Below are 26,529 nucleotides of genomic sequence, written 5' to 3'. Positions count from 1 at the left end.
GGTCATCAGGCCGCCCTTCCGTTTCCGGCGCGGCCGGTCGCGGCGGCCATCACGCTCTCCTCGGTCGCGTCCGCGCGGGCGATCTCGGCGGTGAGCCGGCCCTCGTGCATGACGAGGACGCGGTCGGCCATGCCGAGCACCTCCGGCAGGTCGGAGGAGATCATCAGCACCGCGAGGTCCTGCGCGGCCAGTTCCGACAGCAGCCGGTGCACCTCGGCCTTGGTGCCGACGTCGATGCCGCGGGTCGGCTCGTCCACGATCAGCACGGTGGGCTCGGTGGCGAGCCACTTGGCGAGCACGACCTTCTGCTGGTTGCCGCCGGACAGCACGCCCACGCTGTCGCTGAGCCGGGCGTACTTGAGCCGGAGCCGCAGCCCCCAGTCGGCGGCGCGGTCGCGCTCCACCCTCCGGGAGATCAGGCCGCCGCGGCCGGTGGCGCGGCGCAGCGCCTTCAGCTGGGTGAGGCCCATGTTCCGCTCGATGGACATGTCCATGACCAGGCCCTGCTGGCGGCGGTCCTCGGGGACGAGCGCGAGCCCGGCCGACATCGCCGCGGTGGGGCTGCCGGCGGGCAGCGCGCGGCCCTGGACCTCGACCGCGCCGGCGTCCCAGCGGTCCACGCCGAAGATCGCGCGGGCGACCTCGCTGCGGCCCGCGCCGACCAGCCCGGCCAGCGCGACGATCTCGCCGCGGCGGACCTCGAAGGAGACGTCGGTGAAGGCGCCCTCGCGGGTCAGCCGGCTCACCTTCAGCGCGACCTCGCCGGGCGTCACGTCCTGCTTGGGGTAGAGCGCGTCGAGGTCGCGGCCGACCATCCGGCGGACGAGGTCGTCGGGGGTGATGTCCTCGACCCGGTCGGTGCCGATGTAGGTGCCGTCGCGCAGCGTGGTGACCCGCTGGCACAGCTCGAAGATCTCCTCCAGGCGGTGCGAGATGAACAGCACCGCGCAGCCCTGCTCGCGCAGCGTGCGGGTCACCGCGAACAGCCGGGCGACCTCCTGGCCGGTCAGCGCGGCGGTGGGCTCGTCCATGATGAGGACCCGCGCGTCCCGGGAGATGGCCTTGGCGATCTCGACGACCTGCTGGTCGGCGATCGACAGGCCGCGGGCGGGCTGCTGCGGGTCCAGCGCGACGCCGAGCCGCCGGAACAGCTTCGCCGCCTCGGCGTGCATGGCGCGGCGGTCGATGCGGCCGAGACCTGTCAGCGGACCACGGGCGCGCGGCTGGCGGCCCATGAAGATGTTCTCGGCGACCGACAGGTCCGGGAACAGCGTGGGCTCCTGGTAGATGACGGCGACGCCCGCGGCCTGCGCGTCGGCGGGGCCGGCGAAGACCGCCGGCTCGCCGTCCACCCGCACCTCGCCCGCGTCGGGCCGGTGCACGCCTGCGAACGTTTTTACGACCGTGGACTTGCCCGCGCCGTTCTCTCCGGCGAGGGCGTGCACCTCGCCCGCGTGCAGCTCCAGCGTGACACCCTGCAGGGCGCGCACGGCGCCGAACGACTTGCTCACGTTGACCAGCGCCAATGTCGGCGGTGCCGACCGGCCGGCTGCGCTCATGGCGACCTTCCTCGCGGGGGACGTCGGTGACCGGAAGATGAAAAACGTTTTAAGAGGATGTTGCGGAGGACGCTAGATGTGACCCGGAGCACCCGTCAAGAGGCAACCTGTGCGCCGATCCGGCGCTGAACCGCTGAAACCGCGTCCACGCAAGGGCCGGAGGAGTTTTCGAAGTCGCCCCGGCCGGGACCGGCCACCCGGGTTTTGGCCGCCCGCCGTCCGACTCCGGGGTTGACACGTTTTAATACGATGACCCAGAGTGAGCGGCGACACAGGCGGCGGACGGACCGGGGGCACACCGATTGAGCGCAGACGACGGCACCGGGCGTCCCGCGAACCTGAGCAGGACGGTCGGCATCAAGCAGGTCGCGGCGCGCGCCGGCGTCTCGCCCGGCACCGTGTCCAACGTGCTCAACCGGCCCGAGCGGGTGGCCGAGGCGACCCGCGCCCGCGTCGAGAAGGCGATCCGCGAGCTGGGGTTCGTCCGCAACGGGTCGGCGTCGACGCTGCGCGCCGGGCACAGCAGCACGATCGGGCTGATGGTCCTGGACCTCGCCAACCCGTTCTTCACCGACGTCGCGCGCGGCGTGGAGGACATCGCCAGCGAGCGCGGCTACGCGGTCATCCTGTCCTCGTCGGGCGAGTCGGACGAGCGGGAGCGGCGCAACCTGCGGGTGTTCGCCGAGCAGCGGGTCCGCGGCGTGCTGCTGACCCCGGTCGGCGACGACAGCGACGCCTGCGACCGGCTGCGCGAGCGCGGCGTCCCGGTGGTGCTGCTCGACCATCCGACGCCGCGCGCCAGCCAGTGCTCGGTCGCGGTGGACGACGTCGCGGGCGGCGAGCTCGCGGCCGGCGAGCTGCTGGACGGCGGGGCCCGCACGCTGGCGTTCGTCACCGGGCCGATGGTGCTGCGGCAGTGCGCCGACCGCCGCAAGGGCGCGCTGCGGGCGCTGCGCGCGGCCGGGCTCGGCCGGGACGCGATGCGCGAGGTCGCGGTCGGCGCGATGAACGCCCGGTCGGGGCAGGAGGCGGCGCGGCGGCTGCTGGAGGCCGGCCCGCCGCTGCCGGACGCGATCTTCTGCGCGAACGACCTGCTCGCGCTCGGCGTGCTGCGCGTGCTGCTGCAGGCCGGGATCAAGGTGCCGACTGACGTGGCGCTGATCGGGTACGACGACATCGAGTTCTCCGCCGCCGCGGCCGTCCCCCTCAGCTCGGTGCGGCAGCCCACCTACCAGCTCGGCCGGATCGCGACCGAGCTGCTGCTGGAGGAGTGCGACACCGCGGGCGGGCACGCCCACCAGCAGGTCATGTTCCAGCCCGAGCTGGTCGTCCGCGAGTCCAGCCGCTCCTCTGGAGGCGCCTCATGAAGGTCGCGCTGTTCCTCACCTGCGTCAACGACACGCTGTATCCGGGGACGGGCAAGGCGATGGTGCGGCTGCTGCGGCGGCTCGGCCACAACGTCGAGTTCCCGGAGTCGCAGACCTGCTGCGGGCAGATGCACCTCAACACCGGGTACCGGCGGGAGGCGCTGCGCCTGGTGAAGGGGTTCGCGGAGACGTTCGAGCCCTACGACGCGATCGTGGCGCCGTCGGCGTCGTGCGCGGCGATGATCCGGGACTGGCACCCCAGGCTGGCGCCGCGCACCGCCGGGGTCGCCTCCCGCGTCCACGAGCTGTCGGAGTTCCTGGTGGACGTCCTCGGCGTCACCGACGTCGGCGCCCACTTCCCGCACCGCGTCACCTACCACCCGACCTGCCACTCGCTGCGGATGCTGCACGTCGGCGACCGCCCGCTGCGGCTGCTGCGCGACGTCGGCGGCATCGACCTGGTCGACCTGCCGGACGCGGCCGAGTGCTGCGGGTTCGGCGGGACGTTCGCGCTGAAGAACGCCGAGGTGTCGGCGGCGATGTGCGCCGACAAGGTCACCGCCGTCCGGGAGACGCGGGCCGAGGTGCTGTGCGCGGCCGACAACTCGTGCCTGATGCACATCGGGGGCGCGCTGTCCCGCACCCGCGCGGGGGTAAGAACGCTGCACCTGGCCGAGATCCTCGCGTCGACCGAGGAGGACCCGTCATGACCCCGCCCGTTTCCTCCGCATCGTCCGCCATGCCGACCTACGTCGGGATGCCGTCGTTCCCGGACGCGGCACGGGAGGCCGTGGCCGACGCGCGGCTGCGCGGCAACCTCGCGCACGCGACCACCACGATCCGCGACAAGCGCGCCGCCGCGGTCGCCGAGCTGGCCGACTGGCCGGCGCTGCGCGAGGCCGGCAAGCAGATCAAGGACCACGTCCTCGCGAACCTCGGCCACTACCTGCGGCTGCTGGAGGAGAAGGTCACCGAGGCCGGCGGGACGGTGCACTGGGCGCGGGACGCCGCCGAGGCCAACCGGATCGTCGCCGACCTCGTGAAGGCGACCGGCGAGACCGAGGTCGTCAAGGTCAAGTCGATGGCCACGCAGGAGATCGGCCTCAACGAGTTCCTCGCCGAGGAGGGCGTCACCGCCTACGAGACCGACCTCGCCGAGCTGATCGTGCAGCTCGGCGACGACCGGCCGTCGCACATCCTCGTCCCGGCCATCCACCGGAACCGGTCCGACATCCGCGACATCTTCCTGCGCGCGATGGAGGACGCCCCGGCCGACCTGACCGACTCCCCCGCCGCGCTGGCCGAGGCGGCGCGGCGGCACCTGCGCGCCAAGTTCCTGTCGGCGAAGGTCGGCGTGTCGGGCGTGAACTTCGCGGTCGCCGACACCGGCACACTCGTCGTCCTGGAGTCGGAGGGCAACGGGCGGATGTGCCTGACGCTCCCCGAGACGCTGATCTCGGTGATGGGCGTGGAGAAGATCGTGCCGAGCTGGCGGGACCTGGAGGTGTTCCTGCAGCTGCTGCCCCGCTCGTCCACCGCCGAGCGGATGAACCCCTACACCTCCGCCTGGACGGGCGTGACCCCCGGCGACGGCCCGCGCGACTTCCACCTCGTGCTGCTGGACAACGGCCGCACCGCCACCCTCGCCGACGAGGTCGGCCGGCAGGCGCTGCGCTGCATCCGCTGCTCGGCGTGCCTGAACGTGTGCCCGGTCTACCGGCGCGCGGGCGGCCACGCCTACGGGTCGCCGTATCCGGGGCCGATCGGCGCGATCCTGTCGCCGCAGATCAGGGGCATCGGGTCGGACGTGGACGCGTCCCTGCCCTACGCCTCGTCGCTGTGCGGGGCGTGCTTCGAGGCGTGCCCGGTCGCGATCGACATCCCCGAAGTGCTCGTCCATCTGCGGGCGCGCGCGGTGGAGAAGGGCCCGCGACACCCACTCGAACGGGTCGCGATGGCGGCGGCCGGTTGGACGCTGCGCTCCCCCACCCGGCTCGCGCTCGCGCAGCGCGGCGCGTCCGCGAGCCGCCGGATCGTCGCGCGCGGCGGCCGGATCCGGCGGCTGCCGGGGCCGCTGAACGCCTGGACCGAGACGCGGGACGCGCCCGCCCCGCCGCCGGAGTCGTTCCGCGCCTGGTGGGCCCGCACCGGCGGCGGCCGGAAGGAGGACGGCGAATGAACGCCCGCGAGGAGATCCTGCGCCGCGTCGAGGGCATCGTGCCCACCCGCCCGGCCGCCGAGGTCGCCGCCTCCTACGGCCGGATCGACCGGTCCTACCTGCGCCGCCACCACGAGGACGGCGTCCTCGACCTGTTCGCCGAGCGGGTCGCCGACTACCGCGCGACGGTGCTGCGGGTGCCCGCGGCGGAGGCGGCCGCGGCGGTCGCGGAGCGGCTGTCGGCCCGTCCCGGGTCCTACGGCGTCCCGTCCGACCTGCCCGCGGCGTGGACGTCGGCGACGGACGCGCCGCTCGTCCACGACTTCTCGGTGGCGTCCCTCGACCGACTGGCGGGCGCGGTCACCGGCTGCGCCGCCGCGATCGCGGAGACCGGCACGATCATCCTGGACCACGGCGCCGCGCAGGGGCCGCGCGCCCTGTCGCTCGTGCCCGACTACCACCTGATCGTCGTGCTCGCCGAGCAGGTCGCGCCGGACGTGCCGGAGGCGCTCGAACGGCTGGACCCGTCCCGCCCGCTGACGTTCGTGTCGGGGCCGTCGGCGACGAGCGACATCGAGCTGTCCCGGGTGGAGGGCGTGCACGGCCCCCGCACGCTGGAGGTCCTGGTCCTCCAATGAGCGAAGCGACGTTCGCGGCCGTCGACCTGGGGGCCTCCAGCGGCCGCGTGATGGCCGGCCGCGTCGGACCCGGCGTCCTCGACCTGGACGAGGTCCGCCGGTTCCCGAACCGCCCCGTCCGCGTCAACGGCACCCTGCACTGGGACATCCTGGGCCTTTACGGCAACGTCCTGGACGGGCTGCGCGCCGCGCCGTCCGGCCTGGCGTCGGTCGGCATCGACTCCTGGGCGGTCGACTACGGGCTGCTCGACGCCGGCGGCTCGCTGCTCGGCAACCCCGTCCACTACCGCGACTCCCGCACCGACGGCGTGATGGACCGCGTCCGCGCCGAACTGGGCGACGGCCTCCTGTACCGGGCGTCCGGGCTGCAGTTCCTGCCGTTCAACACGATCTACCAGCTGGTGGCCGACGACCTGTCCGGGGCGAGCACGCTCCTGCTCATCCCCGACCTGCTGGCCTACTGGCTCACGGGCGAGATCGGCGCGGAGCGCACCAACGCGTCCACGACCGGCCTGCTCGACGTGCGCGACGGCACCTGGTCGCGGGACCTCCTCGACCGGCTGGGCCTCCCGGCGAAGATCCTCCCGCCGCTCCGCGAGCCGGGGTCGGTGATCGGCGCGCTCCGCCCCGACGTGGCGGCCGAGACCGGCCACGGCGGGCTGCGCGTGACGGCCGTCGGCTCCCACGACACCGCGTCCGCCGTCGCCGCCGTGCCCGCCGCGACCGACCGGTTCGCCTACATCTCGTGCGGCACCTGGTCGCTGGTCGGCGTCGAACTGGACGCGCCCGTCCTGACCGAGGCGAGCCGCGAGGCCAACTTCACCAACGAGGGCGGAGTCGACGGGACGGTCCGCTACCTGCGCAACGTGATGGGCCTGTGGCTGCTCCAGGAGTGCCTGCGGGCCTGGGGGAACCCCGACCTGCCCGCCCTGCTCGCCGAGGCCGGGCGGGTCCCGGGCCTGCGCTCGCTGATCGACCCGGACGACCCGGAGTTCCTCCCGCCCGGCGACATGCCGTCCCGCATCGCCGCGCACTGCCGCCGCCGCGGGTTCCCCGCGCCGTCCGGCCGCGCCGCGACGGTCCGCTGCATCATGGACAGCCTCGCCCTGGCGCACCGCGTCACGCTGCGCCGGGCCGCCGCCCTGTCCGGCGTCGACATCGAGGTCGTGCACCTGGTGGGCGGCGGCAGCCGCAACGACCTGCTGTGCCGGCTGACCGCCGACGCCGCCGGCCTGCCGGTCGTGGCGGGCCCGGTCGAGGCGACCGCCCTCGGCAACGTGCTGGCCCAGGCCCGCGCGCACGGCGCCGTCCGGGACCTCGCCGAGGCGCGCGCCCTGGTCGCCGCGACCCAGCACGTCCGGCGGCACACCCCGTCGGGCGACGAGTCCCGGTGGCGGGAGGCCGCCCTCCGCCTCGGCCTGGAAACCTGAGCCGGCCTCCGGATGTCACGGGCCCGCGACGCTTTACGCACCCGAGGTTGACATGGGACGCCCGAGGGCCGTTCATAGCTATGTACATACGGTCACGAGGAGCCCGCCAGGTGGGGGGCACGCCCAGGCGGGGGCGTGTTGCCCCGCCTTATTGACGTTCTACCCGATAAGGTGATCCCGCAATTCTCCGGGACCACGACGAGAAGCATGATCACGGCGTATCGACCGCCTGTCGCTGTTGGGATGTGGACATGCAGGGTCGCGCGGCGCGCCGGGCCGGGGGCTCCGGCAACGCTCCGCTGGTCGGCCGACGGGACGCGCTGCAGGAGATCGAGCGCGTCCTGGACGCGGCCGCGGGCGGCTACGGCTTCCTGGCGATGGTCGGCGAGCCCGGCGCCGGCAAGACGCGGCTGCTGAACGAGCTGGCCGACGGCGCGATCGCGCGCAAGCTGCCGTTCGTGGCCGGGCGCGCGGCCGAGTTCGAGCAGGAGATGCCGTTCGGCGCCGTCGTCGACGCGCTCGACGACCGCCTCGAAGAGCACACCCTGGGCCTGCCGGCGGGGGCGCGGCGGCTGCTGGGGACGGTGTTCCCCGCGCTGGCCGACCTGACCGGCGAGCCCGCGGTCGCCTCCCCCGACTCGCACGTCGCGCGGTACCAGCTGCACCGGACCGTCCGGCACCTCCTGGAAGACTTGGCCGAGCCGTCCGGGCTGGTGCTGATCCTGGACGACCTGCACTGGGCCGACGACGCGACGATCGAACTCCTGGACCACCTCGTCCGGCATCCGCCGCGCGCCCGGGTGCTGGTCGCGGTCGCCTACCGGCCGGCGCAGGCGTCCCCGCGGCTGGCGGCGCTGGTGGACGCGGCCGGCCCGCAGGGCGTGCGGATCACCGTCGACCCGCTCAGCCAGAACGAGGTCCGCGAGTTCCTCGGCCCGGACATGAGCCACGCGCAGTGCGAGGCGCTGTTCAAGGCCAGCGGCGGCAACCCGTTCTACCTGGAGGCGCTGGCCAAGATGGCCGACGGCGCCGCGCCCGTGGCCGGAAACGGCCTCGACCGGCACTGGGAGAAGGGCGTGGCGAACCTGACCGAGGTGCCGCCGGCGGTGCGGGCGGCGCTGCAGGTGGAGCTGAGCGCCCTGCCGCCGCACGCGCTGCGGATGGCGCGGGGCGCCGCGGTGGCGGCGGACGTGTTCGAGCCGGAGCTGGCGGCGGTGGCCGCGGAGATGGAGCCGGGCGAGGCGCTCGCCGCGCTGGACGTGCTGACCGGCCACGATGTGGTGCGGGCCGCGCCGGGCGGCCGGTTCCGGTTCCGCCACCCCCTCGTCCGGCACGTCGCCTACGCCTCGACGGCGGCGGGCTGGCGGATCGCCGCGCACTCGCGGGTGGCGTCGCGGCTCGCCGACCTCGGTGCCCCGGCGGCGGTGCGCGCCCACCACGTGGTGCGGTCGGCGCGGTTCGGCGACGCCGAGGCGATCCGGACGCTGGTGGAGGCCGCCCGCGTCGTCGCGCCGCAGGCGCCCGGCACCGCCGCGTACTGGCTGCGGGCCGCGCTCGACCTGATGCCCGACGCCCCCGGCGGCGCCTACCCCGACCGCGTCGAGCTGCTGGTCGAGCTGACTTTCATGCAGGCCGTCAGCGGCCACGCCGAGGAGGGCCGCGAGACCGCCCGCACGCTGCTCGGGCTGCTGCCGGCCGACGACATCGTCCGGCGCGCCCGGACCGTGCACATGTGCGCGATCATGGAGCGGCAGCTCGGCCGCATCCACGAGGCCCGCGCCCTGGTGCTGGACGAGCTGCGCCGCATCACCGACCGGCAGACCCCCGAGGCGGTGCTGCTGCGGATCCGGCTCGTCGCCGACCGCATCCAGAAGATCGACACGCGCGGGTCGCACGCGATCCTGGAGACGATCCCGGACACCGCGCCCGGCTGGAGCCCGGGGCTGACGGCGGCGGTCGCGGCGATGCGCCCGATGGTCGCCTACGGGCGCGGCGAGGTCGAGCAGGCGATCGCCTACGCGCAGACGGCCGACCGGCTGTTCTCGGCGGCGTCCGACACCGACTTCGCCGACTGCCTGGACTGCTTCGCCTGGCTGGTGTTCGCCGAGTGCTTCCTCGGCATGTACGACGAGGCGCTGCGGCACGCCGAGCGGCTGGTGGCGATCACCCGCACGACCGGGCAGACGTTCATCCTGGGCTACATGCTGGCCGGGCAGTCCCGCGTGCTGGCGCAGCTCGGCCGGCTGGAGGAGGCCGCCGCCGTCGCCGACGAGGCCACCGCCGTCGGCCGCGACCTGCGCTCGCAGGAGGTGCTGGCCTACGGGCTGATCCAGCAGTGCCTGACCGCGTCCTGGACGGGCGACCACGAGCGGGCGCTGCGGGCCGGGGACGAGGCCGTCGCCAACGACACCGGCTCGGGCGAGTGGTGGACGCACATGGCGCACGTCGCCCGCGCCCTCGCCGTCATCAACGAGGGCCGACTGGAGGAGGGCGCCACCGCGCTGATCGCCGCGTGCGGCACCGGCGACCAGGGCCTGGACTTCGGCACCCTCGGCAGCTGCGCCGAGGCCCTCGCCTGCGTCCGGGCCGCGCAGGACGACGCCGCCGACGCCGCGAACTGGGCCGACATCGCCGAGGCGATCGCGGACCCGGCGCTGACCGGCGACGTCGGCCTGGCGAAGCTGACCCGCGCGCACGCGCTGCGGGCCGGCGACCCGGCCGCGTCGGCCGCGCTGGCGGCGGAGGCGGCCGCCCTGCTCACCAAGGCGGGCCGGCGTCCGGAGGCGGGCCGCGCCGAACTGGCCGCCGGGCTCGCGCACGCCGCCGCCGGCGACCGCACCGCGGCCCGCGAGCGGCTGCGCACCGCCGCCGAGATCTTCGAGTCCTGCGGCATGAAGGGGCTGCACGCCCAGGTCGCCCGGGAGCAGCGCCGCCTCGGCGTGCGGGTCCCCACCGCCGGAACCTCCGCCGGAGGCGGCAAGGGCAGGCCGGACCTGCCGTACGGGCTGTCCCCGCGCGAGCACGAGATCGCGCTGCTGGTCGCCGAGGGCCTCGCCAACCAGCAGATCGCCGAGCGGCTCTACCTCAGCGTCCGGACGGTGGAGACCCATCTGTCCCGCGTCTTCGCCAAGATCGGCGTGTCCTCCCGGGTCGGTGTCGCGACCGCGATGAACCGTTCCAAGTAGATCCGAGTCTTACTTCCCGTACGTCCCGTACGTACCGGGGCCCGGGCCGCGCACATAAGTACGGGTTCTCCACGATGCCGCGCCGATATCCGCGTCCGGCAAGGTGGGAGCGTCAGAAAGCGGAGGAGACGGACATGGACGAGCAGCGGATCGCGCGCTTCACGCACGCGGGCGTCGCCGACGCCGAGGTGTCCGTGCATCCCTTCGCGACCGGCGACGGGCTCGGCCTGAGCCTGACCCGGTTCCGCCGCGCCGCCGCCGACGCGGGCGGCGACGCCGTCCTGCTGGTGCACGGCCTGACGACGTCCAGCGACATGTACATCATGCCGGAGCACGCGAACCTGGTGAACTTCCTGCACGACGCCGGCTTCGGCGACGTGTGGGCGGTCGACCTGCGGATCAGCGGCCGGTTCCCCTACAACTCCGAGATGGGGCGCCACAGCCTGGACGCGCTCGCGCTGTGGGACCACCCGGCGGCGCTCGCCGAGCTGCGGCGCCACATCGGCGGCAAGCGCCTGCACGTGATCACGCACTGCGTGGGCTCGATCTCGTTCTCGATGGCGCTGTTCGCCGGCACCGTCACCGGCGTCACCAGCCTGGTCTGCAACAGCGTCTCGCTGACCCCGCGGACCCCGGCCTGGTCGAAGATCAAGCTCGGCTACGGACCGGCGCTGATGGAGTACGTCGTCGGGCCCTGCCACCTCGACCCGCGGTTCGGCTCCGCCCCGGTCATGACGCGCGGCTGGATGCTCGCCAAGGCGGTCGCGCCGTTCCACCGCGAGTGCGCCGAACCCGCCTGCCACATGCTCAGCTTCATGTGGGGCGGCGGCAAACCGATCTACACGCACGAGAAGATGTCGCCGGTCACGCACAGCCGTCTCCCCGACCTGTTCGGGGCCTGCAACGTCGACTACTACCGGCACATCCACCGGATGGTGAAGGCCGGCCGCGCCGTGAAGTACGACCGGCGCGACCCGCGCTTCGCCGCCCTCCCGGACGACTACCTCGCGGACGCCGCCGCCGTCCCGACGCCGATCCTCTTCCTCACCGGAGACCGCAACCACGTGTTCACCGATTCCAACATCGTCTGCCACCGCACGCTCGAGGAGGCCGCGCCCGGCCGGCACGAGCTGGCGGTCCTGCCCGGTTACGGCCACCAGGACCCCTTCATGGGCCGGTACGCCGACACCGAGGTGTTCCCGCAGGTCGTCGACTTCCTCAAGCGGAAGGCGGGCTGATCCCGATGGAGCACGCGGACGTCGTCGTGGTCGGGTCCGGGTTCGGAGGGTCCGTCGCCGCGTACCGGCTGGCGGAGGCCGGCGGGTCCGTCGTCCTGCTGGAGCGCGGGCGGCCGTACGCGCCCGGCGACTTCCCCCGCTCGCCCGCCGAGATGGGGCGGGCGTTCTGGGACCCGGACGAGGGCCTGTACGGGATGTTCGACGTCTGGAGCTTCAAGGGCTGCGACTCGGTCGTGTCGTCCGGGCTCGGCGGCGGGTCGCTGATCTACGCGAACGTGCTGCTGCGCAAGGACGAACGCTGGTTCGTCAACGACCGCCCGGACGGCGGCCACGACCCGTGGCCGGTCACCCGCGCCGACCTCGACCCGCACTACGACGCCGTCGAGAAGATGCTCGGCGCGACCCCGTACCCGCTGGAGCAGGTCCCCTTCGACGACACCCCGAAGTCGCACGCGATGCAGGACGCGGCGGCCGAGCTCGGGCTGCAGATCTCGCTGCCGCCGCTCGCGGTCAGCTTCGCGTCGCGTCCCGGCGGCACGCCCGGCCTGAGCCTGCCGATCGCCGACGCCGGCTACGGCAACATCCACGGCGCCGAGCGGCGCACGTGCAAGCTGTGCGGCGAGTGCGACATCGGCTGCAACGAGGGCGCCAAGAACAGCCTCGACCACACCTACCTGTCGGCGGCGGCGCACCACGGCGCCGACATCCGCACCTCCCACGAGGTGAAGGCGATCCGGCCTCGCCCGGGCGGCGGGTACGAGGTCGACTACGTCCACCACGCCGACCCGGCCACGAAGAAGAGCCGCCCGCCCGTCCGGACGATCTCCTGCGACCGGCTGGTCCTCGGCGCCGGCACCTACGGCACGACGTTCCTGCTGCTGAAGTCGCGGGACGCGTTCCCCGGCCTGTCGCGGGCGCTCGGCACCCGGTTCAGCGGCAACGGCGACCTGCTGACGTTCCTGCTGCGCGCCAAGGACCGCAACCGGGTCCGGCCGCTGAACGCCAGCCGCGGCCCGGTGATCACCACCGCGATCCGGCTGCCGGACGAGCTGGACGGCGTGCCCGGCGCGGGCCGCGGCGCCTACATCCAGGACGGCGGCTACCCCGGCTTCACCGACTGGATCGTCGACAGCCTCGACCTCGGCAACGACTTCGAGCGCGCGGTGAAGTTCCTGTGGAACCGGTTCACCGAGTTCTTCAAGGACGCGCCGGACACGAACCTGTCCAAGGAGATCGCCGATCTGATCGGCGACGGCGCCCTCACGGTCAGCTCGCTGCCGCTGCTCGGCATGGGCCGCGACAGCGCCGACGGGCGGCTGCACCTGAAGGGCGGCCGGCTCGCCGCCGACTGGGACGCCGAGACCAGCGAGGCGCTGTTCAACCGCGTCCGCAAGACGATGCAGGGCATCGCGGACGTGCTCGGCGCCGACTACCACGACAACCCGATGTGGTTCCGCAAGCGCATCATCACCGTCCACCCGCTGGGCGGCGCCCCCATGGGGGGCCATCAGGGCGAGGGCGTCTGCGACGCCTTCGGCGAGGTGTTCGGGTTCCCGGGCCTCTACATCGCCGACGGGGCGGCGATGCCGGGTCCGGTGGGCCCGAATCCCTCGCTCACCATCGCCGCGCACGCCGACCGGTTGGCGACGCGGCTGCTGGAGGGCGCGTCCGCACGGGGGCGCGCGGACGGGTCGGGCACCGCCCCGTCTGCCACGGGGGCCGAGCCGGCCGGGGGGGCCGGCTCGCTCGGCGGGGCGGCGAACGGCTCGGCGAGCGGTCCGTCCGCGGGGGCGCCGGAGGGCGCCTCCGCGCAGCGGACCGGCCCGGTCCCGGACGGCCGCGGCGGGGCACGGGGACCGTCCCCCGCGGCCGCCGGCCGGACGTCGCTGTCGTTCACCGAGGAGATGAAGGGGTTCGTCACCTACGGGGAGAGCGACGCGCGGATCGGGGAGCTGGCCGAGGGGCGCCGGCCGCTGTCGTTCCGGCTGACGATCACCGCGGACGACACCGACCGGTTCCTCGCCGACCCCGGCCACGAGGCGAAGGCCGAGGGGTGGATCGACGCCGGCGGGCACGGGGGCCGCTGCCCGGTCGAGCGGGGCACGTTCAACCTGTTCGTCGCGGACGGCGCGCAGGACCGGCGGCTGATGAAGTACCGGCTGTTCTACACCGACGGCGAGGACCGGCGGCGGACGCTGAGCGGGCACAAGAACGTCCTGCACGGGCCGCCGACGCGGATCTGGCCGGACACGTCCACGCTCTACGTGCGGCTGCTGGAGGGCCACGTCGGCGAGGACGAGGAGGACGGCGCGGACGTCGTCGCGGCGGGGGTGCTGCACATCCAGCTGACGGACTTCGCGCGGCAGCTCACGACGTTCCGCACGTCGGGCCCGGACGGGGCGGGCAAGCTGCTCGACTTCGGCCGGTTCTTCGCCGGGGAGCTGTGGGAGGTGTACGGCCCGGATCCCGTCTGACCCGGGATCCGACAAGGGGGGCCAAGGTCGTGCAGGCCGAGGGAACTGCGGGGTGCTCTCGGCCTGCACCTTTTCGCCGGAGGCCGCGCGGGGGGTCGCGCGGTCTCCGGCCCGCCCCCGCATGAGAACGGGCCCGGTCCCCGCTCAGATGTCGCCGGCGCGGCGGGCGGGGCAGGTGTCGGGGCAGTGCTCGACGTGGGCGGGGAGCCAGCGGACGAACGACTTCAGCATCAGGCCCAGCGCGAACCGCAGCAGCGGGCGGGTGCCGGGGATGAGCGGCTCGAACACCGCCTCCCAGCGGATGGCGGTGCCGCCGTCGCGGGCCTCCAGGTACACGTCGGAGCGGTAGCGGCGCACGGGCAGCCCCGACAGGGCGATGTAGCCGAAGTGCGAGTACGGCTCGTAGGCGACGGTCTGCTCGCTGGCGGGCCAGATCTTCTTGACCGTCCCGACGCCGTAGGCGGTGGTGTCGCCCTTGCGCGCCTGCCGGGCGGGCGTGGGGAACTTGCCCCACGCGCCCCACGCCTCCGGGACGGCCAGGTGCCGGAACACCTCTTCGGGTGCGGCGCTGGTGGTGGCGGTGGCCTGGATCATCACCGAACCGTAGCCACCCGCGCACCACCCTCACAAGGCCGCCGGGCCCCCGGCCCGGCGGCCTCAGCCGGCCTGGCCGTAGAGGCGCTCGACGTGGAGGCGGACGACGACGCGGCCGTCGGCGACCATGGCGCGCCGGTAGTCGTCCCAGTCGGGGTGCTCGCCGCGGATGTCGCGGTACACCCCGACCAGTTCCTCGACGGTCGCGTCGTGCGGATCGGCGGCGACGGCCGACAGCTCGGCGGTGCCCTCGGCGACCGCCCACGACCAGCCGTCCGGGGCGCTGACGTGCAGGCTCGCGCGCGGGTCGCGGGCGAGGTTGCGGGTCTTGGCGCGGTCGGCGGTGACCGAGATCCGGACGAGCCGGCGGTCCTCGTCGAAGTGGTAGTTGATGTTGGACAGCTGCGGCCGCCCGTCCCGCTTCAGCGTCGCCAGCACCCCGAGGTCCCGGTCCTTGAGCAGCGCCACGAGCGCCGCGTCGTCCGCCATCGTCGGCCTCCCTGGAAGAGATCGGCTTTCCCGCCCACAACCACGCCGTCCCCGGTTCCCTTCCCGGCTACCGCGCGGCGGCGGTCGGGAGGGTCAGGACGCGGGCGTGCGGCGCCGCCCCGGCGGCCGGGCCGCCCCGCTCGCCGCCGGCGTCCGCCTCGCGGCGGACCGTGCGGCGGGCGGCGCGGCCGGTGTGGATGTGGCCGCGGAACGCGGCGCCCTTCGCGACCACCTTGACCGCCTGGAACTCGTGCGGCGGCAGCGCGCAGAACCCGGTCCGGACGACGTCCTCGAACAGCGAGTCCGAGACGACGTAGGCCAGGTCGCGGCCGGGGTCGTCGGTCAGCAGCCGGCGCAGCGGCATCGCGTCCAGCAGCCGCTGGACGACGATGGGCGCGTCGCCGGCCGGCCCGAACGGCCCGGCGGTGAGCGTGCCGTGGTGCATCGCGAGCCGCACCCGCAGCCGGAACCGGCCGGGGTCCCGGTTGGTCTCGCGCAGCGCCTCGTCGAGCAGGACGACGAAGTCGCCGGCCACCGGCGCCGGGTCGACCCCCTCCGGCAGGGTGGCGAGCTCGCCGTCCCCGCCGACCTGCTTGGCCCAGCCGGCCCGGTCGAGGCCGACGCCGCGCGCCGCGCGGTCGAGCGCGTCCGACAGCTGCCGCTGCGCGAGCAGCTGCTCGCGCGTGTCGCGCTTGCTGTACCCCTGGATGTCCACCGCCAGCAGCAGGCGGTAGCTGAGCTGTGCTTCCCCGTTTCCTTCCACTGTGCCGATCCCGCCCCTCGGTCCTGTATGGGCAAATGGGCCCGATGCCCGCATTCGCTCCAAGCGTGGAGTGAGCGTTGCCCCGGCGGAGGACTCCGTTAACGGAATCGTGTCGCGGTCTGTCACGCCCCTTGGACGCGACACGGAGACCGTCCGCGCCGAGGGTCAGTAAAACATGGCGAACTAGTAAGGACTCAACTGGAAAATCCACCACGAACCGGTCCCGGTTGAACCGGGCGGCCCCGGCATCGCGTACTGCCTCCCAGCGTGACACCCGACACACGGTCACCGCGTCGATCCGCCCCGCACCGCCCCCGCACCGCCCGGAGACCCCGATGGCCCACAGATCACCGGCCGCCTCGGCCACCCGCGAACGCCCGCCCGGACCGTGGAGCTGGTTCCGCGGCCCGCAGCCCGACGGCGGCGTGGACGACCAGGTGATCGTGACCGAGCTCTACCGCGTGTACGGGCGCCCGCTGCTGTCCTTCGTGCTGCGCCTCACCGGCGGCGACCGGCACTGGGCCGAGGACGTGGTGCAGGAGACCATGATCCGGGCGTGGCGCAGCGCGCACCAGCTCGACGAGAACGCGGCCTCGCTGCTGCCGTGGCTCGCGACCGTCGCCCGCCGGATCGTCATCGACGACCAGCGCCGCAAGAACGCACGGCCGCAGGAGGCGGGCGAGGGCCCGCTGGAGAACATGCGCGTGCCCGACGGGTTGGAGGATCTGCTGCGCTCCGTCGTCGTGTCCGAAGCCCTCCTCGCGCTGTCCCCCGCCCACCGCGAGGTCCTCAACGAGACCTTCTTCCGGGACCGCTCGGTCAACGAGGCGGCCCGGCACCTCGGCATCCCCGTGGGCACCGTGAAGTCCCGGGTCTACTACGCGCTCAGGGCGCTGCGCGTCGCCCTGGAGGAGAGGGGCGTGACGCCGTGATCGCGGATCCGCCGCACATCGACGTCGGCGCCTACGCCCTCGGCCTGCTGGAGGAGCCCGACCGCCGGGCGTTCGAGGCGCACCTGCCGGCGTGCCCGTCCTGCCACGACGAGCTCGGCATGCTGCGCGGGATCGCCCGGACGCTGGACGGCATCGCGCCGATCGCCGAGCCCGCCGACGCGATGCCGGTCCCGCCCGAGCCCGCCGTGGTGTCGGACCTGCTGCGGCACCGGGCCGGCCGGCGGCGCCGGCACCGGGCGGCGCGGGCGCTGGCCGCGGCCGCCGCCGGGGTCGTGCTGCTCGGCGGGGCGCTCGGCACCGGGTTCACGCTCGGCGCCGACCGCGGGACCTCGGCGTCCCCGCCCGCGGGGCAGGACGACGGCACGGCCGCGCTGCTGCGGGACGGGCGGCGGGTCTCGGCCACCGACGCGGGCACCGGCGTGAGCGGCACGGTCGCGGTGCAGCCGAAGGCGTGGGGCAGCCGGATCGGGATGGAGCTGAGCAGGGTCCGCGGGCCGCTGGAGTGCGAGCTGGTCGCGGTGGACGAGCGCGGCAGCGCGCACACCGTCGTCGGCTGGTCCGTCCCCGCCAGGGGGTACGGGCTGCCGGGGTCGCCGCAGCCGCGGCTGGCGCTGCAGGGCGGCACGGCGCTGCGGCCCGACGAGATCGCCCGGTTCGAGGTCCGCACGATCGGCGCGGGACGCACGCTCCTGACCGTCCCCGCATAGGAGCGGCGCAGGACCGGCGCAGGCCCGCGGCGCGTCCCGGCCGGCCCGGCCGCACACCGGCCGTCCGGGACGCGCCGCTCCCCGTGCTCCCCGGCCCGGGGCGTCTCCTACCCTTGAGGGGTGAGTGCGCGCCGGTCTTCCCCAGGCCCCGAGCTGATGCTGCCGGGGCTCCGCGAGGTGTACGAGGCCTACGTCCGGGAGGCCGACGCCCTCCCGGCGCTGCCCGGCCCGCTGCAGGCGGAGGTGTGGACGTCCGCGCAGCTCGGCGCGCTGGAGGCGGCGGCCCCGCACGAGCAGGGGCGGCTCGCCGCGCTCGGCGACCTGATCGGCTGCCTGCGCGCGGCGGCGACCCCGGGCGCGCGGGCGTTCCTGCGGGCGATCGCCGCGATCGGCCCGGTGAAGGGCCGCGCGGCGGCGGGGCGCGCGGCCGGTGCGCTCGGCGGCGTCCCGGCCGCGCCGTGGGAGGGCTCGCTCGGGCGGGTCGTGCCCGGCCAGGCGTGGCTGATCCAGGAGGGGCCGCTGGACGGCGACCGCCTGGTGTGCGAGTTCCGCTACGAGGGCGCCGGCACCGCCGGGATGCACGCCCTCGCCGTCCGGCTGTCCTACGGCGACGCCCCGTCCGAGGTCGTGATCGTCGGGGACGTCCCGGCGCTGATGGCGGCGGCGCGGCAGGCGATGCAGGCCGAGCTGTGCGTCGTCCAGCCCTACGACGCGGCCGCCGTCGGGGCGAGGCTCCGCACCGCGCTGAACGGCGCGGAGCCCTTGCCGGAGGCGTGCTACCCGGCGCTGCCGCTGGCCCGGCACCGGGCCTCGGTGCTGCCCTAGCGGCCCATCGCCCGGTACCGGCGGACCGACAGCGGGACGAACACCGCCGCGATCACCAGCGGCCACACCAGCGCCATCAGCAGGCTGTGCTGCGCCGCCCACGAGTCGCCGGCGACGGGCGAGCCGAACAGCTCGCGGCACGCGGTGACGGTCGCCGACATCGGGTTCCACTCGGCGATCGCGCCGAGCCAGCCGGGCATCGTGCTCGGTGCGATCAGCGCGCTGGACAGGAACCCGATCGGCCACACCAGGATCTGCACGGCCGCCACCGACTCCGGGCCCTTGGCGACGAGCCCGAGGTAGACGCCCATCCAGATGAGCGCGAACCGCAGGAGCAGCAGGAGCCCGAACCCGGCGAGGGCCTTCGCGGCGCCGTCCTCGACGCGCCAGCCGATCAGCACACCGCAGGCCGCCATCACCGCCAGCCCGGCCACCGAGTGGATCATGTCGGCGGCGACCCGCCCGACGACCACGGCGGACGGCGACATCGGCATCGTGCGGAACCGGTCGGTCACGCCCTTCGCCGCGTCGCCCGCCACGCGCACGAACGTCTCCTCGACGCCGAACGCCATCGTCAGCGCGAACATGCCGGGGACGATGAACGCCCGGTAGCTGCCGCCGCCGGGGACGTCCATCTGCCCGCCGAACAGGTAGCCCATCATCAGCACGACCATCACCGGGAACAGCAGCCCGAGGGCGATCTGGCCGGGCTGCCGGGCCCAGTGGGCGAGGGCCCGGCCGGTCAGCGTCCGCCCGTCGGCGACCGCCCAGCGGAGCGTCTGGACGCTCATGAGGGCACCTCCTCCTTCTTCTTGTTGTCGGTGAGGTGCAGGAACACCTCGTCCAGGGTGGGTCTGCGCAGGCCGATGTCGGCGACCTTGAGGCCCGCCTCGTCCAGGGCGCGGACGGCCTCGGTCAGGGCAGCGGCCCGCTCGGGCACCGGCGCCCCGATCCGCAGGGATTCGGCGTCCACGTCGACCTCCCCGGCCGCGACCCGGCCGACGATGCGGGCGGCGTCGCCGAGGGCGGCGGGATCGTCCACCACGACCTCGATCCGGTCGCCGCCGAACCGCCTCTTCAGCTGGTCGGGGGTGCCCTCGGCGATGACGCGGCCGTGGTCGATCACCGAGATGCCCGAGGCGAGCCGGTCGGCCTCCTCCAGGTACTGGGTGGTCAGCAGGACGGTCGTGCCGCCGTCCACCAGCGCGCGGATCGCGTCCCAGACCTCGCCCCGGGCGCGCGGGTCGAGGCCGGTGGTCGGCTCGTCCAGGAACAGCACCGGCGGCGCGAGGATCATCGAGGCGGCCAGGTCGAGGCGCCGCCGCATGCCGCCGGAGTACTCCCCCGCGGCCCGGTCCGCGGCGTCGGTGAGCCGGAACCGCTCCAGCAGCTCGTCCGCCCGCCGCCGCGCCTCCCGCGCGCCGAGGTGGTAGAGGCGGCCGAACATGACGAGGTTCTGCCGCCCGCCGAGGATCTCGTCGACCGCCGCGTGCTGCCCGACGAGCCCGATGCTGCGCCGCACCTCCCCCGCCTCGCGCACGACGTCGTGCCCGGCGACCCGGGCGGTGCCGCCGTCCGGCCTGGCCAGCGTGGTCAGGACCCGGACGGCGGTGGTCTTGCCCGCGCCGTTCGGGCCGAGCAGCCCGTGCACGGTGCCGGCGGGCACGCGCAGGTCGAGCCCGGCGAGGGCCTCGGTGCCGCCGTAGCGCTTGCGCAGCCCCTCGGCGACGACCGCCGGCCGTGGTTCGGTCATGCGCCCTCCAAACTATGTACGTCGTACGGATTTACCATCGCGGGCAATATAACGTACGTCGTACAGAGTTTCATCCCTGGAAGGATCGGAGGGTGACCGAGTACAGCGGGAGCGGCGACCCGAAACGCAGCCTGGAGCTGCTGTGGGGCGTCCAGGCGCCGCCCAGGCGCGGGCCGAAGCCGAAGCTGACCGCCGAGGAGATCGTCCGCACGGCGATCGCGCTGGCCGACGCCGAGGGCCTGGACGGGCTGTCCATGCGCCGCATCGCCGACGAGCTGGGCGTCGCGCCCATGTCGATCTACACCTACGTCCCGGGCAAGGCCGAGCTGATCGACGTCATGGTCGACCGCGCGTTCGGCGAGCTGACCCCGCCCGGCGACGCGCACTGGCGGGCCCGGCTGGAGCACATCGCGCGCGACAACTGGGCCCTGTTCCACCGGCACCCGTGGCTGCTGCAGATCACCATGGCGCGCCCGCCGATGGGCCCGAGCACGCTCGGCAAGTACGAGTACGAGCTGCGCGCCGTGGACGGCCTCGGCCTCACCGACCTGGAGATGGACTCGGTGGTCGCGCTCGTCACCGGCTTCGCCGAGAGCGCCGCCCGCGTCTCGGTCACCGCCGCCGAGGCCGAGCGGCGCACCGGCGTGAGCGACGAGCAGTGGTGGGAGTCGGTCGCCCCCGTGCTCGACGCGCTCGTGGACGAGGCCGACTACCCGCTCGGCACCCGGGTCGGGACCGCCGCCGGCCAGGAGTACGGCGCCCCCGCCGCGCCGACCCGCGCGTTCGAGTTCGGCCTCGCCCGCGTCCTGGACGGCATCGAGGTCCTGATCAGCTCCCGCTAGCCCGCTTGGTCCGCTTCGTCGGGACGGCGGTGGCCGGGTCCTCGGGCCACGGGTGCTTCGGGTAGCGTCCGCGCAGCTCGGCCCGCACCGCCCGGTAGCCCTCTCGCCAGAACGAGGCGAGGTCGGCGGTGACGGCGGCGGGGCGCCCGGCCGGGGACAGCAGGTGCACCACCAGCGGCACCCGGCCGCCCGCGAGCCGCGGCGCGGCGTCCCACCCGAACAGCTCCTGGAGCTTCACCGCGAGGACGGGCCGCTCGCCCGAGTAGTCGACCCGGATCCGCGACCCGGACGGGACCTCGACCCGCTCGGGCGCGTACTCGTCCAGCCGCTTGGCCTGCTCCCAGGGCAGCAGCCCGCGCAGCATCCCCGCGACGTCGACCTTCGCGAGATCGGCGCGCCGCCGCGCGCCCGCCAGCCACTCGGGGACCCGCTCCAGCAGCGCCGCGTCGCCGACGTCCGGCCACGGCTCGCCGAGCGCCCCGCGCAGGAACGCCAGCCGCCGCCGCAGCGCGACGGCACCGGGCGTCCAGGTGAGCAGCCCGAGGCCTTCGGCGCGCACCCCGTCCAGCAGCGCGGCCCGCACCAGGTCAGGATCGGGGTCGCGCAGCGGGCGGGCGTCCAGTTCGATCGCGCCGAGCCGCTCGACCCGGCGCGCCGCCACGTCCCCGTCCCGCCAGGCGACCTCGTCGGCCGTCTCCAGCAGCGGCGCCGCCGCGGCCCGCGCCACGTCCTCGCCGATCACCACGGCCTGCCGCACCCGCGCCGACGCCGACCCGGCCGGACGGTCCGCTGCCGCGACCGCCAGCCATTCGGGCCGCGCCCCGGCGAGCGCCGACCCGCCGGCGAGCACGGCCCCCGTCCCGGACGCCATCAGATACCCGCTCCCCCGCCGCGCCCGCGCCACCCGCTCCGGAAACGCCAACGCCACCACCGTCCCCGCGACACGATCGTCCCCCCGCCCGCGCACATCACCACCCGGCCGACGATCACCACCCGGCCGACCGTCACAACCGGCCCCTTGCTCATCACCCGGCCGATACTCGCCACCCGGCTGATACTCGCCACCAGGCTGATACTCACCGCAGGGGGGCGGGTCCGCGGTGGGGAGGCCGGCCGGTGTGCGCGGCGCCTCGTTCGCGGGCGGGCGGGTGGGGGCGGGCGGGGCGGTGAGGGATCTGCGGAGGCGGGCGGCCTCGTCGCGCCAGCGGGCGGCGTGGGCGTCGGCGGGGCGGTTCTGGCGGCGGAGGGCGCGCCACGTGGCGGTCAGGTCGTCGCCGGCGGAGCGGGGCGGCGGCTCCGACAGCAGCGCCACGACTTCGGCGGCGGCCCGGGGGCCCACCTCGGCGGCGCCGTCGAGCAGGGCGCGGGCGAGGCGGGGGTGCAGGCCGATGCCGGCCAGGCGGCGGCCCCGGTCGGTGACCCGGCCGTCCTCGACGGCGCCGAGGGCGCGCAGGGCGGCGCGGGCGGCGTCCATCGCGGCGGGCGGGGGCGGGTCGGGCAGGGCGAGGCCGGTCGCGGCGGGGTCGCCCCAGCAGGCCGCCTGGAGCGCGAAGCCGGTCAGGTCGGCCAGCTCGATCTCGGGGCGGGGGCGGGCGGGCAGGCGGTCGTGCTCGGCCTGCGTCCAGCAGCGGTAGACGGCGCCGGGCGCCTCCCGCCCGGCGCGGCCGGCGCGCTGCTCGGCGGTGGCGCGGGACGCGCGGACGGTGGTGAGCGACCCCAGGCCGCGGGCGTGGTCGGTGCGGGGCTCGCGGGCGAGGCCGCCGTCGACGACCGCGCGGACGCCGGGCACGGTCAGGCTCGACTCGGCGACCGACGTGGCGAGGACGACCCGGCGGCGGGAGGACGGGGCGAGCACCTCGTCCTGCACGGCGCGGGGCGCCTGGCCGTGGATCTGCAGGACGTCGGCGGGCAGGCCGCCGAGCATCCCGGCGACGCGGGAGATCTCGCCCACGCCCGGCAGGAAGCACAGGACGTCGCCGTCGCGTTCGGCCACCGCGCGGCGGACGGTCGCGGCGACGTGCGCGAGGAACGCCGGGTCGACGCGCAGGCCGTGCGGCGGCGGGACGGGGCGGTCCGGCGGCGCCCAGACCGTCTCCACCGGGTGCAGCGCCGCCGCGGTCTCCACCACCGGCGCGTCGCCGAGGAGGCGGGCCCACGGGCCGGTGTCGGCGGTCGCGGACGCCGCGACGAGGCGCAGGTCCGGGCGGAGCGCGGCGCGGACGTCCAGCAGGAACGCCAGCGCGGTGTCGGCGTCCAGGTGCCGCTCGTGGCACTCGTCCAGGATCACCGTGCCGACGTCCGCCAGTTCCGGATCGGACTGCAGGCGCTGCAGGACGACCCCGGTGGTGACGACGTCCACGCGGGTGCCGGGACGGTTCTCCCCCCGGACGGTGACGCCGACCCGTCCGCCGACGCGTTCGCCGAGCAGCCAGGCCATGCGGCGGGCCGCGGCGCGGGCGGCGAGGCGGCGGGGCTCCAGCACGAGGACCTTCCCGGCGGCGGCCGGGCTGCCGAGCGCGAGCCCGGCGAGGGCGAGCGGCACGAGCGTGGTCTTGCCGGTGCCGGGCGGCGCCGCCAGCACCGCCGCGCCGCCGCCACCGCCATCGCCGCCGCCGAGGCCGAGGGCCGCGCGCAGCGCGGGGACGGCACTGCGGACGGGCAGGTTCTCGGCGGCGCTGAGGTGCATCGCCCCAGTCTGCCGCGCCCGCCCGCCGCGACGGAAATCCATTGCACCGAAAAAGGCTCCGAATGTTGCCGTGGAAGTTGCATCGTGCCTTTCATTCGGCGTTCCCGGTTTCTCCCGGAACAGCCTACGCCAATCCCGGCGAAAGACCAGGTGAGCAATGATTTCAAGACCAGGAAGTGACCTGGGAGTTTGATTTAAGTCACCCTTGCAACTGTAGCGGCAATGCCTTGGGTATCCCCATAATGATGGCGTCATCGCAGGTGCTGGGAGGTTCGGCATGTTCGGCAGCTCCATCTACCTCAGGGACAGGGCCGCGTTCACCGGCGGCTCGCCTCAGGCGGTGTACGAGGAGCTCTGGCAGCGCGGCCGAAAAGGGAGATTGCGGACCCGCGCATTTCTGGCCACGGCGACGGTCATACTGTGCGCACTGCTCGTCAACGCCGTTTTCGGAATCCTGATGGGCATTCTGGTGGCGGCGGCGGACGTGTTCGTCCATTGGCGCGTGTACCACTCGACGCGGGTGTGGCGGCTCGGGCTGCGCGGCGAGCAGCGCACCGACCGGCTGCTGCGCCACACGCTGGAGCGGCGCGGGCACCGGGTGCTGCACGCGCGGACCGTCCCCGGCCACGGCACCGCCGACGAGATCGTGGTCGGCCCGGGCGGCGTGTGGCTCGTCCACAACGAGGCGTGGCCCCCGGACGCGGAGATCTCCCACCACGGCGGCAAGCTGTTCATCGACGGCCGCACCCAGTCCAAGCTGGTGGGGGCTCTGACCGCGCGGGCCGAGGCCGCCGCGCTGGCCATCTCCGGCGTCGCCGAGGTGCCGGTGCGGGTGACGCCGGTGCTGGCGGTGCACGGCGGTCAGCTCGTCCGCACCCCGTTCGCCGCGGACGGCATCGTCTTCGCGCCGCCGCTGAAGCTGATCCGCTGGATGCGCCGCAACCCCACCGCCGAGCTGTCGCCGGACGAGGTCGAGGCCGTCACCCGGGCCGCCGTGCACGCCCTCCCGATCGGCGGCCGCTCACTGTCCGCGGCGGCATGACCGGCCGCGGCACCACCTCAAGACACCTGTGGCCGGAGGGCTCACACGCCGCCGCTCACAGGGCGCCCACCGCCCGCCGCGCTCCCGCCGGCCGCGCGGGCGGTGCGGCGCAGCCACAGCAGTCCCACGACCGGCAGCACCAGCGGGACGAAGCCGTAGCCGCGCCCGAACATGGACCAGACGGTCTCGTCGGGGAACGCCGCGGAGTCGGCGACGCTGAGCGTGCCCACGATCAGCACGCCCGCCAGCTCGGTGGAGCAGGCGGCGACCGCGACCCGGAACGACGTCCGGCCGCCGCGCGCCAGCGCGACCGTCGCCAGGACGTAGACGGCCGCGGCGAACGCCGACAGGACGTAGGCGAGCGGCGCCTCGGAGTACTTGGTGGCGATCTGCACCGCCGCCCGCGCACCGGCCGCGAGCGCGAAGACCGCGTAGACGGCGACCAGCAGCCGCCCCGGTCCGGCGGCGGTGCCGGGGCGGGTCCCGCCGCCCGTGCGGGCGCCGGCGCCGGCGCGGGCGCCGCCGTCCGCACGGGTCCCGGGCCCGGCGCGGTCGGGCTCGGCGGGCTCGGGCCGGACGGGCTCGGGCCGCGCCCGATCGGACTCAGACACCGGTGCCACTCCACAGCTGGTTCATCCGGACGACCATGACGGCGACGGCCACCCCGGCGATGACGATCACGCCGGACCCCCACCGGGTGCGCTCCAGCAGCCCCCACCCGGCGCCCGCCACCGGGATGAGCAGCGAGCCGAGCAGGTAGCCGACGAAGGTGGCGGTGCCGTCCGGGCCCTCACCGCCGCCGAGCTTGACGAACGCCGCGGCGGCCTGCGCGATCAGCAGCGCCTCCAGGACGCCGAGCCCGATCAGGTGCCCCAGGTCCATCGCCCGGTTGCGCAGCGCCGACACCAGCGCGTAGGCGGCGGTCAGCAGCGCCACCACGATGATCGCGGTGCCCAGGACGTCGGTCACGGCAACGAGAGTACTACCGGCTGTAGAGCAGAGCCGCATCGAGCCGCGCCCGCCCTCGGCCCGCACCCCGCCCGCCCACCGCCCGGACCGCGGCGGGGACGGGCCGTCCGCGCGGCATGGCAGCATGGCGGGCGTGAGAGCGCTGCAGTGGCTGAACCTGACCCGGCACGGTGAGAGCACCGGCAACCTCGCCTACCAGGCGGTGCTCGGCACCGACGCCGAGGAGGCCGGCATCTCCGAGCGCGACGCCGACATCCCGCTGTCGGGCACCGGCCGCGCCCAGGCGGCGACGCTCGGCCGCTGGCTCGCCGCGCTGCCGGCGGACGAGCGCCCGACGCACGTCATCGCCTCCCCCTACCTGCGCACCGTCGACACCGCGAAGATCGCGCTCGCGCGGACGTCCTACGCCGCCCCGCAGGACCCGGGCGGCCTCGTCCTGCGGGTGGACGAGCGGCTCCGCGACCGCGAGCAGGGCGTCCTGCAGGGCCTCACCGCCCTCGGCGTCAAGCGCCGGTTCCCCGACGAGGCGGCCCGGCTGCACCAGCTCGGCAAGTTCTACTACCGTCCGCCCGGCGGCGAGTCGTGGGCCGACCTGGCGCTGCGGCTGCGCAGCTTCTACCGCGACCTGGAGGCCGACGCCCCCGGCGGCCGCGTCCTCGTCGTCACCCACGACGCGATCATCGTCATGACCCGCTACCTGGTCGAGGACCTCACCGAGAAGGACGTCATGGAGATCGAGCGGGAGCCGGTCGCCAACGCCTCGGTCACCCGCTGGCGCAGCGACGGCTCCGAACTCCGGGCCGTCTGCTACAACGACTGCTCCCACCTCGCCGACGTCGGCGCCCCCGCCACCTAGA

Annotated in this window: 23 protein-coding genes; 14 read left to right on the top strand and 9 right to left on the bottom strand. The window is 74.9% G+C overall.

Annotation, left to right across the window (positions count from 1 at the left end; translation table 11 throughout):
* Positions 1 to 5: 5 nt before the first annotated feature.
* Complete coding sequence (locus tag ABFX46_RS16550) at positions 6 to 1,559, bottom strand: sugar ABC transporter ATP-binding protein (protein ID WP_346043093.1); 1,554 nt, start codon at positions 1,557 to 1,559, stop codon at positions 6 to 8.
* 302 nt (positions 1,560 to 1,861) lie between these two features.
* Between ABFX46_RS16550 and ABFX46_RS16545 the strand changes: the two genes are divergently transcribed.
* From ABFX46_RS16545 to ABFX46_RS16510, 8 genes are all read left to right on the top strand, one after another.
* A complete protein-coding gene (locus ABFX46_RS16545; RefSeq protein ID WP_346043092.1) occupies positions 1,862 to 2,926 on the top strand; it encodes a LacI family DNA-binding transcriptional regulator in 1,065 nt (354 codons plus the stop codon).
* Positions 2,923 to 3,636 (top strand): (Fe-S)-binding protein, encoded by a 714-nt coding sequence (locus ABFX46_RS16540; protein ID WP_346043090.1) that lies wholly within the window; start codon positions 2,923 to 2,925, stop codon positions 3,634 to 3,636. The genes ABFX46_RS16545 and ABFX46_RS16540 overlap by 4 nt, the downstream gene beginning before the upstream one ends.
* Entirely contained in the window at positions 3,633 to 5,105 is a 1,473-nt protein-coding gene (locus ABFX46_RS16535; RefSeq protein ID WP_346043088.1) for a LutB/LldF family L-lactate oxidation iron-sulfur protein, read from the top strand. Before ABFX46_RS16540 ends, ABFX46_RS16535 begins: the two co-directional genes overlap by 4 nt.
* Entirely contained in the window at positions 5,102 to 5,722 is a 621-nt protein-coding gene (locus ABFX46_RS16530) for a LutC/YkgG family protein (RefSeq protein ID WP_346043086.1), read from the top strand. The genes ABFX46_RS16535 and ABFX46_RS16530 overlap by 4 nt, the downstream gene beginning before the upstream one ends.
* Positions 5,719 to 7,152, top strand: coding sequence for a rhamnulokinase (locus ABFX46_RS16525; RefSeq protein WP_346043085.1), 1,434 nt, complete (start codon positions 5,719 to 5,721; stop codon positions 7,150 to 7,152). The genes ABFX46_RS16530 and ABFX46_RS16525 overlap by 4 nt, the downstream gene beginning before the upstream one ends.
* 251 nt (positions 7,153 to 7,403) lie before the next feature.
* The gene (locus ABFX46_RS16520; RefSeq protein ID WP_346043083.1) at positions 7,404 to 10,337 is read left to right on the top strand and encodes a helix-turn-helix transcriptional regulator; all 2,934 of its coding nucleotides are present in this window, start codon (positions 7,404 to 7,406) and stop codon (positions 10,335 to 10,337) included.
* Between the two features lie 134 nt (positions 10,338 to 10,471).
* Complete coding sequence (locus tag ABFX46_RS16515) at positions 10,472 to 11,575, top strand: alpha/beta fold hydrolase (RefSeq protein WP_346043081.1); 1,104 nt, start codon at positions 10,472 to 10,474, stop codon at positions 11,573 to 11,575.
* 5 nt (positions 11,576 to 11,580) lie between these two features.
* Entirely contained in the window at positions 11,581 to 14,049 is a 2,469-nt protein-coding gene (locus tag ABFX46_RS16510) for a GMC oxidoreductase (protein WP_346043080.1), read from the top strand.
* A 144-nt stretch (positions 14,050 to 14,193) separates the two neighbouring features.
* Here ABFX46_RS16510 and ABFX46_RS16505 read toward each other — a convergent pair whose 3' ends face one another.
* The 3 genes from ABFX46_RS16505 to ABFX46_RS16495 form a co-directional block, all read right to left on the bottom strand.
* A complete protein-coding gene (locus ABFX46_RS16505) occupies positions 14,194 to 14,643 on the bottom strand; it encodes an SRPBCC family protein (protein ID WP_346043079.1) in 450 nt (149 codons plus the stop codon).
* 63 nt (positions 14,644 to 14,706) lie between these two features.
* Positions 14,707 to 15,132 carry a PPOX class F420-dependent oxidoreductase gene (locus tag ABFX46_RS16500; RefSeq protein WP_346043078.1) on the bottom strand — a complete coding sequence of 142 codons (426 nt, stop codon included), beginning with the start codon at positions 15,130 to 15,132 and terminating at the stop codon, positions 14,707 to 14,709.
* A 67-nt stretch (positions 15,133 to 15,199) separates the two neighbouring features.
* Complete coding sequence (locus ABFX46_RS16495; RefSeq protein WP_346043076.1) at positions 15,200 to 15,895, bottom strand: hypothetical protein; 696 nt, start codon at positions 15,893 to 15,895, stop codon at positions 15,200 to 15,202.
* Between the two features lie 335 nt (positions 15,896 to 16,230).
* On the opposite strand from ABFX46_RS16495, the gene ABFX46_RS16490 reads away from it, so the two are divergent.
* The 3 genes from ABFX46_RS16490 to ABFX46_RS16480 all read left to right on the top strand — a co-directional run bounded on the left by ABFX46_RS16490 (position 16,231) and on the right by ABFX46_RS16480 (position 18,380).
* Entirely contained in the window at positions 16,231 to 16,827 is a 597-nt protein-coding gene (locus ABFX46_RS16490) for a sigma-70 family RNA polymerase sigma factor (RefSeq protein ID WP_428831268.1), read from the top strand.
* Positions 16,824 to 17,555 carry an anti-sigma factor family protein gene (locus ABFX46_RS16485; protein ID WP_346043074.1) on the top strand — a complete coding sequence of 244 codons (732 nt, stop codon included), beginning with the start codon at positions 16,824 to 16,826 and terminating at the stop codon, positions 17,553 to 17,555. The genes ABFX46_RS16490 and ABFX46_RS16485 overlap by 4 nt, the downstream gene beginning before the upstream one ends.
* Positions 17,556 to 17,675: 120 nt before the next feature.
* Positions 17,676 to 18,380, top strand: a complete 705-nt coding sequence (locus ABFX46_RS16480) for a hypothetical protein (RefSeq protein WP_346043073.1) — start codon at positions 17,676 to 17,678, stop codon at positions 18,378 to 18,380.
* Here the strand turns inward: ABFX46_RS16480 and ABFX46_RS16475 are convergent.
* Together ABFX46_RS16475 and ABFX46_RS16470 are read right to left on the bottom strand one after the other, a co-directional pair.
* Positions 18,377 to 19,171, bottom strand: a complete 795-nt coding sequence (locus ABFX46_RS16475; protein WP_346043071.1) for an ABC transporter permease — start codon at positions 19,169 to 19,171, stop codon at positions 18,377 to 18,379. The genes ABFX46_RS16480 and ABFX46_RS16475 overlap by 4 nt on opposite strands.
* Positions 19,168 to 20,133, bottom strand: a complete 966-nt coding sequence (locus ABFX46_RS16470; RefSeq protein ID WP_346043070.1) for an ATP-binding cassette domain-containing protein — start codon at positions 20,131 to 20,133, stop codon at positions 19,168 to 19,170. The genes ABFX46_RS16475 and ABFX46_RS16470 overlap by 4 nt, the downstream gene beginning before the upstream one ends.
* Before the next feature lie 92 nt (positions 20,134 to 20,225).
* Between ABFX46_RS16470 and ABFX46_RS16465 the strand changes: the two genes are divergently transcribed.
* The gene (locus ABFX46_RS16465; RefSeq protein WP_346043069.1) at positions 20,226 to 20,975 is read left to right on the top strand and encodes a TetR/AcrR family transcriptional regulator; all 750 of its coding nucleotides are present in this window, start codon (positions 20,226 to 20,228) and stop codon (positions 20,973 to 20,975) included.
* On the opposite strand, the gene ABFX46_RS16460 is transcribed toward ABFX46_RS16465, so the two are convergent.
* Complete coding sequence (locus ABFX46_RS16460) at positions 20,962 to 23,661, bottom strand: ATP-dependent RNA helicase (protein WP_346043067.1); 2,700 nt, start codon at positions 23,659 to 23,661, stop codon at positions 20,962 to 20,964. The two genes, ABFX46_RS16465 and ABFX46_RS16460, sit on opposite strands and share 14 nt — an antisense overlap.
* 277 nt (positions 23,662 to 23,938) lie before the next feature.
* Between ABFX46_RS16460 and ABFX46_RS16455 the strand changes: the two genes are divergently transcribed.
* Positions 23,939 to 24,703, top strand: a complete 765-nt coding sequence (locus ABFX46_RS16455) for a nuclease-related domain-containing protein (RefSeq protein WP_346043065.1) — start codon at positions 23,939 to 23,941, stop codon at positions 24,701 to 24,703.
* Positions 24,704 to 24,744: 41 nt separating this feature from the next.
* On the opposite strand, the gene ABFX46_RS16450 is transcribed toward ABFX46_RS16455, so the two are convergent.
* Positions 24,745 to 25,152: a hypothetical protein gene (locus ABFX46_RS16450; RefSeq protein WP_163058206.1), complete on the bottom strand. Its 408-nt coding sequence runs from the start codon at positions 25,150 to 25,152 to the stop codon at positions 24,745 to 24,747.
* Between the two features lie 154 nt (positions 25,153 to 25,306).
* Positions 25,307 to 25,672: a hypothetical protein gene (locus tag ABFX46_RS16445; protein WP_346043064.1), complete on the bottom strand. Its 366-nt coding sequence runs from the start codon at positions 25,670 to 25,672 to the stop codon at positions 25,307 to 25,309.
* A 124-nt stretch (positions 25,673 to 25,796) separates the two neighbouring features.
* Here ABFX46_RS16445 and ABFX46_RS16440 point away from each other — a divergent pair, with 124 nt between their 5' ends.
* Entirely contained in the window at positions 25,797 to 26,528 is a 732-nt protein-coding gene (locus tag ABFX46_RS16440) for a histidine phosphatase family protein (RefSeq protein ID WP_346043063.1), read from the top strand.
* Position 26,529: the final 1 nt, after the last annotated feature.

The organism is Actinomadura chokoriensis (genome assembly GCF_039529475.1).
Lineage (GTDB): Bacteria > Actinomycetota > Actinomycetes > Streptosporangiales > Streptosporangiaceae > Spirillospora > Spirillospora bangladeshensis.
Note: the sequence above shows the minus strand (reverse complement) of the source record. Positions and strands in the feature narration are given on the sequence as shown.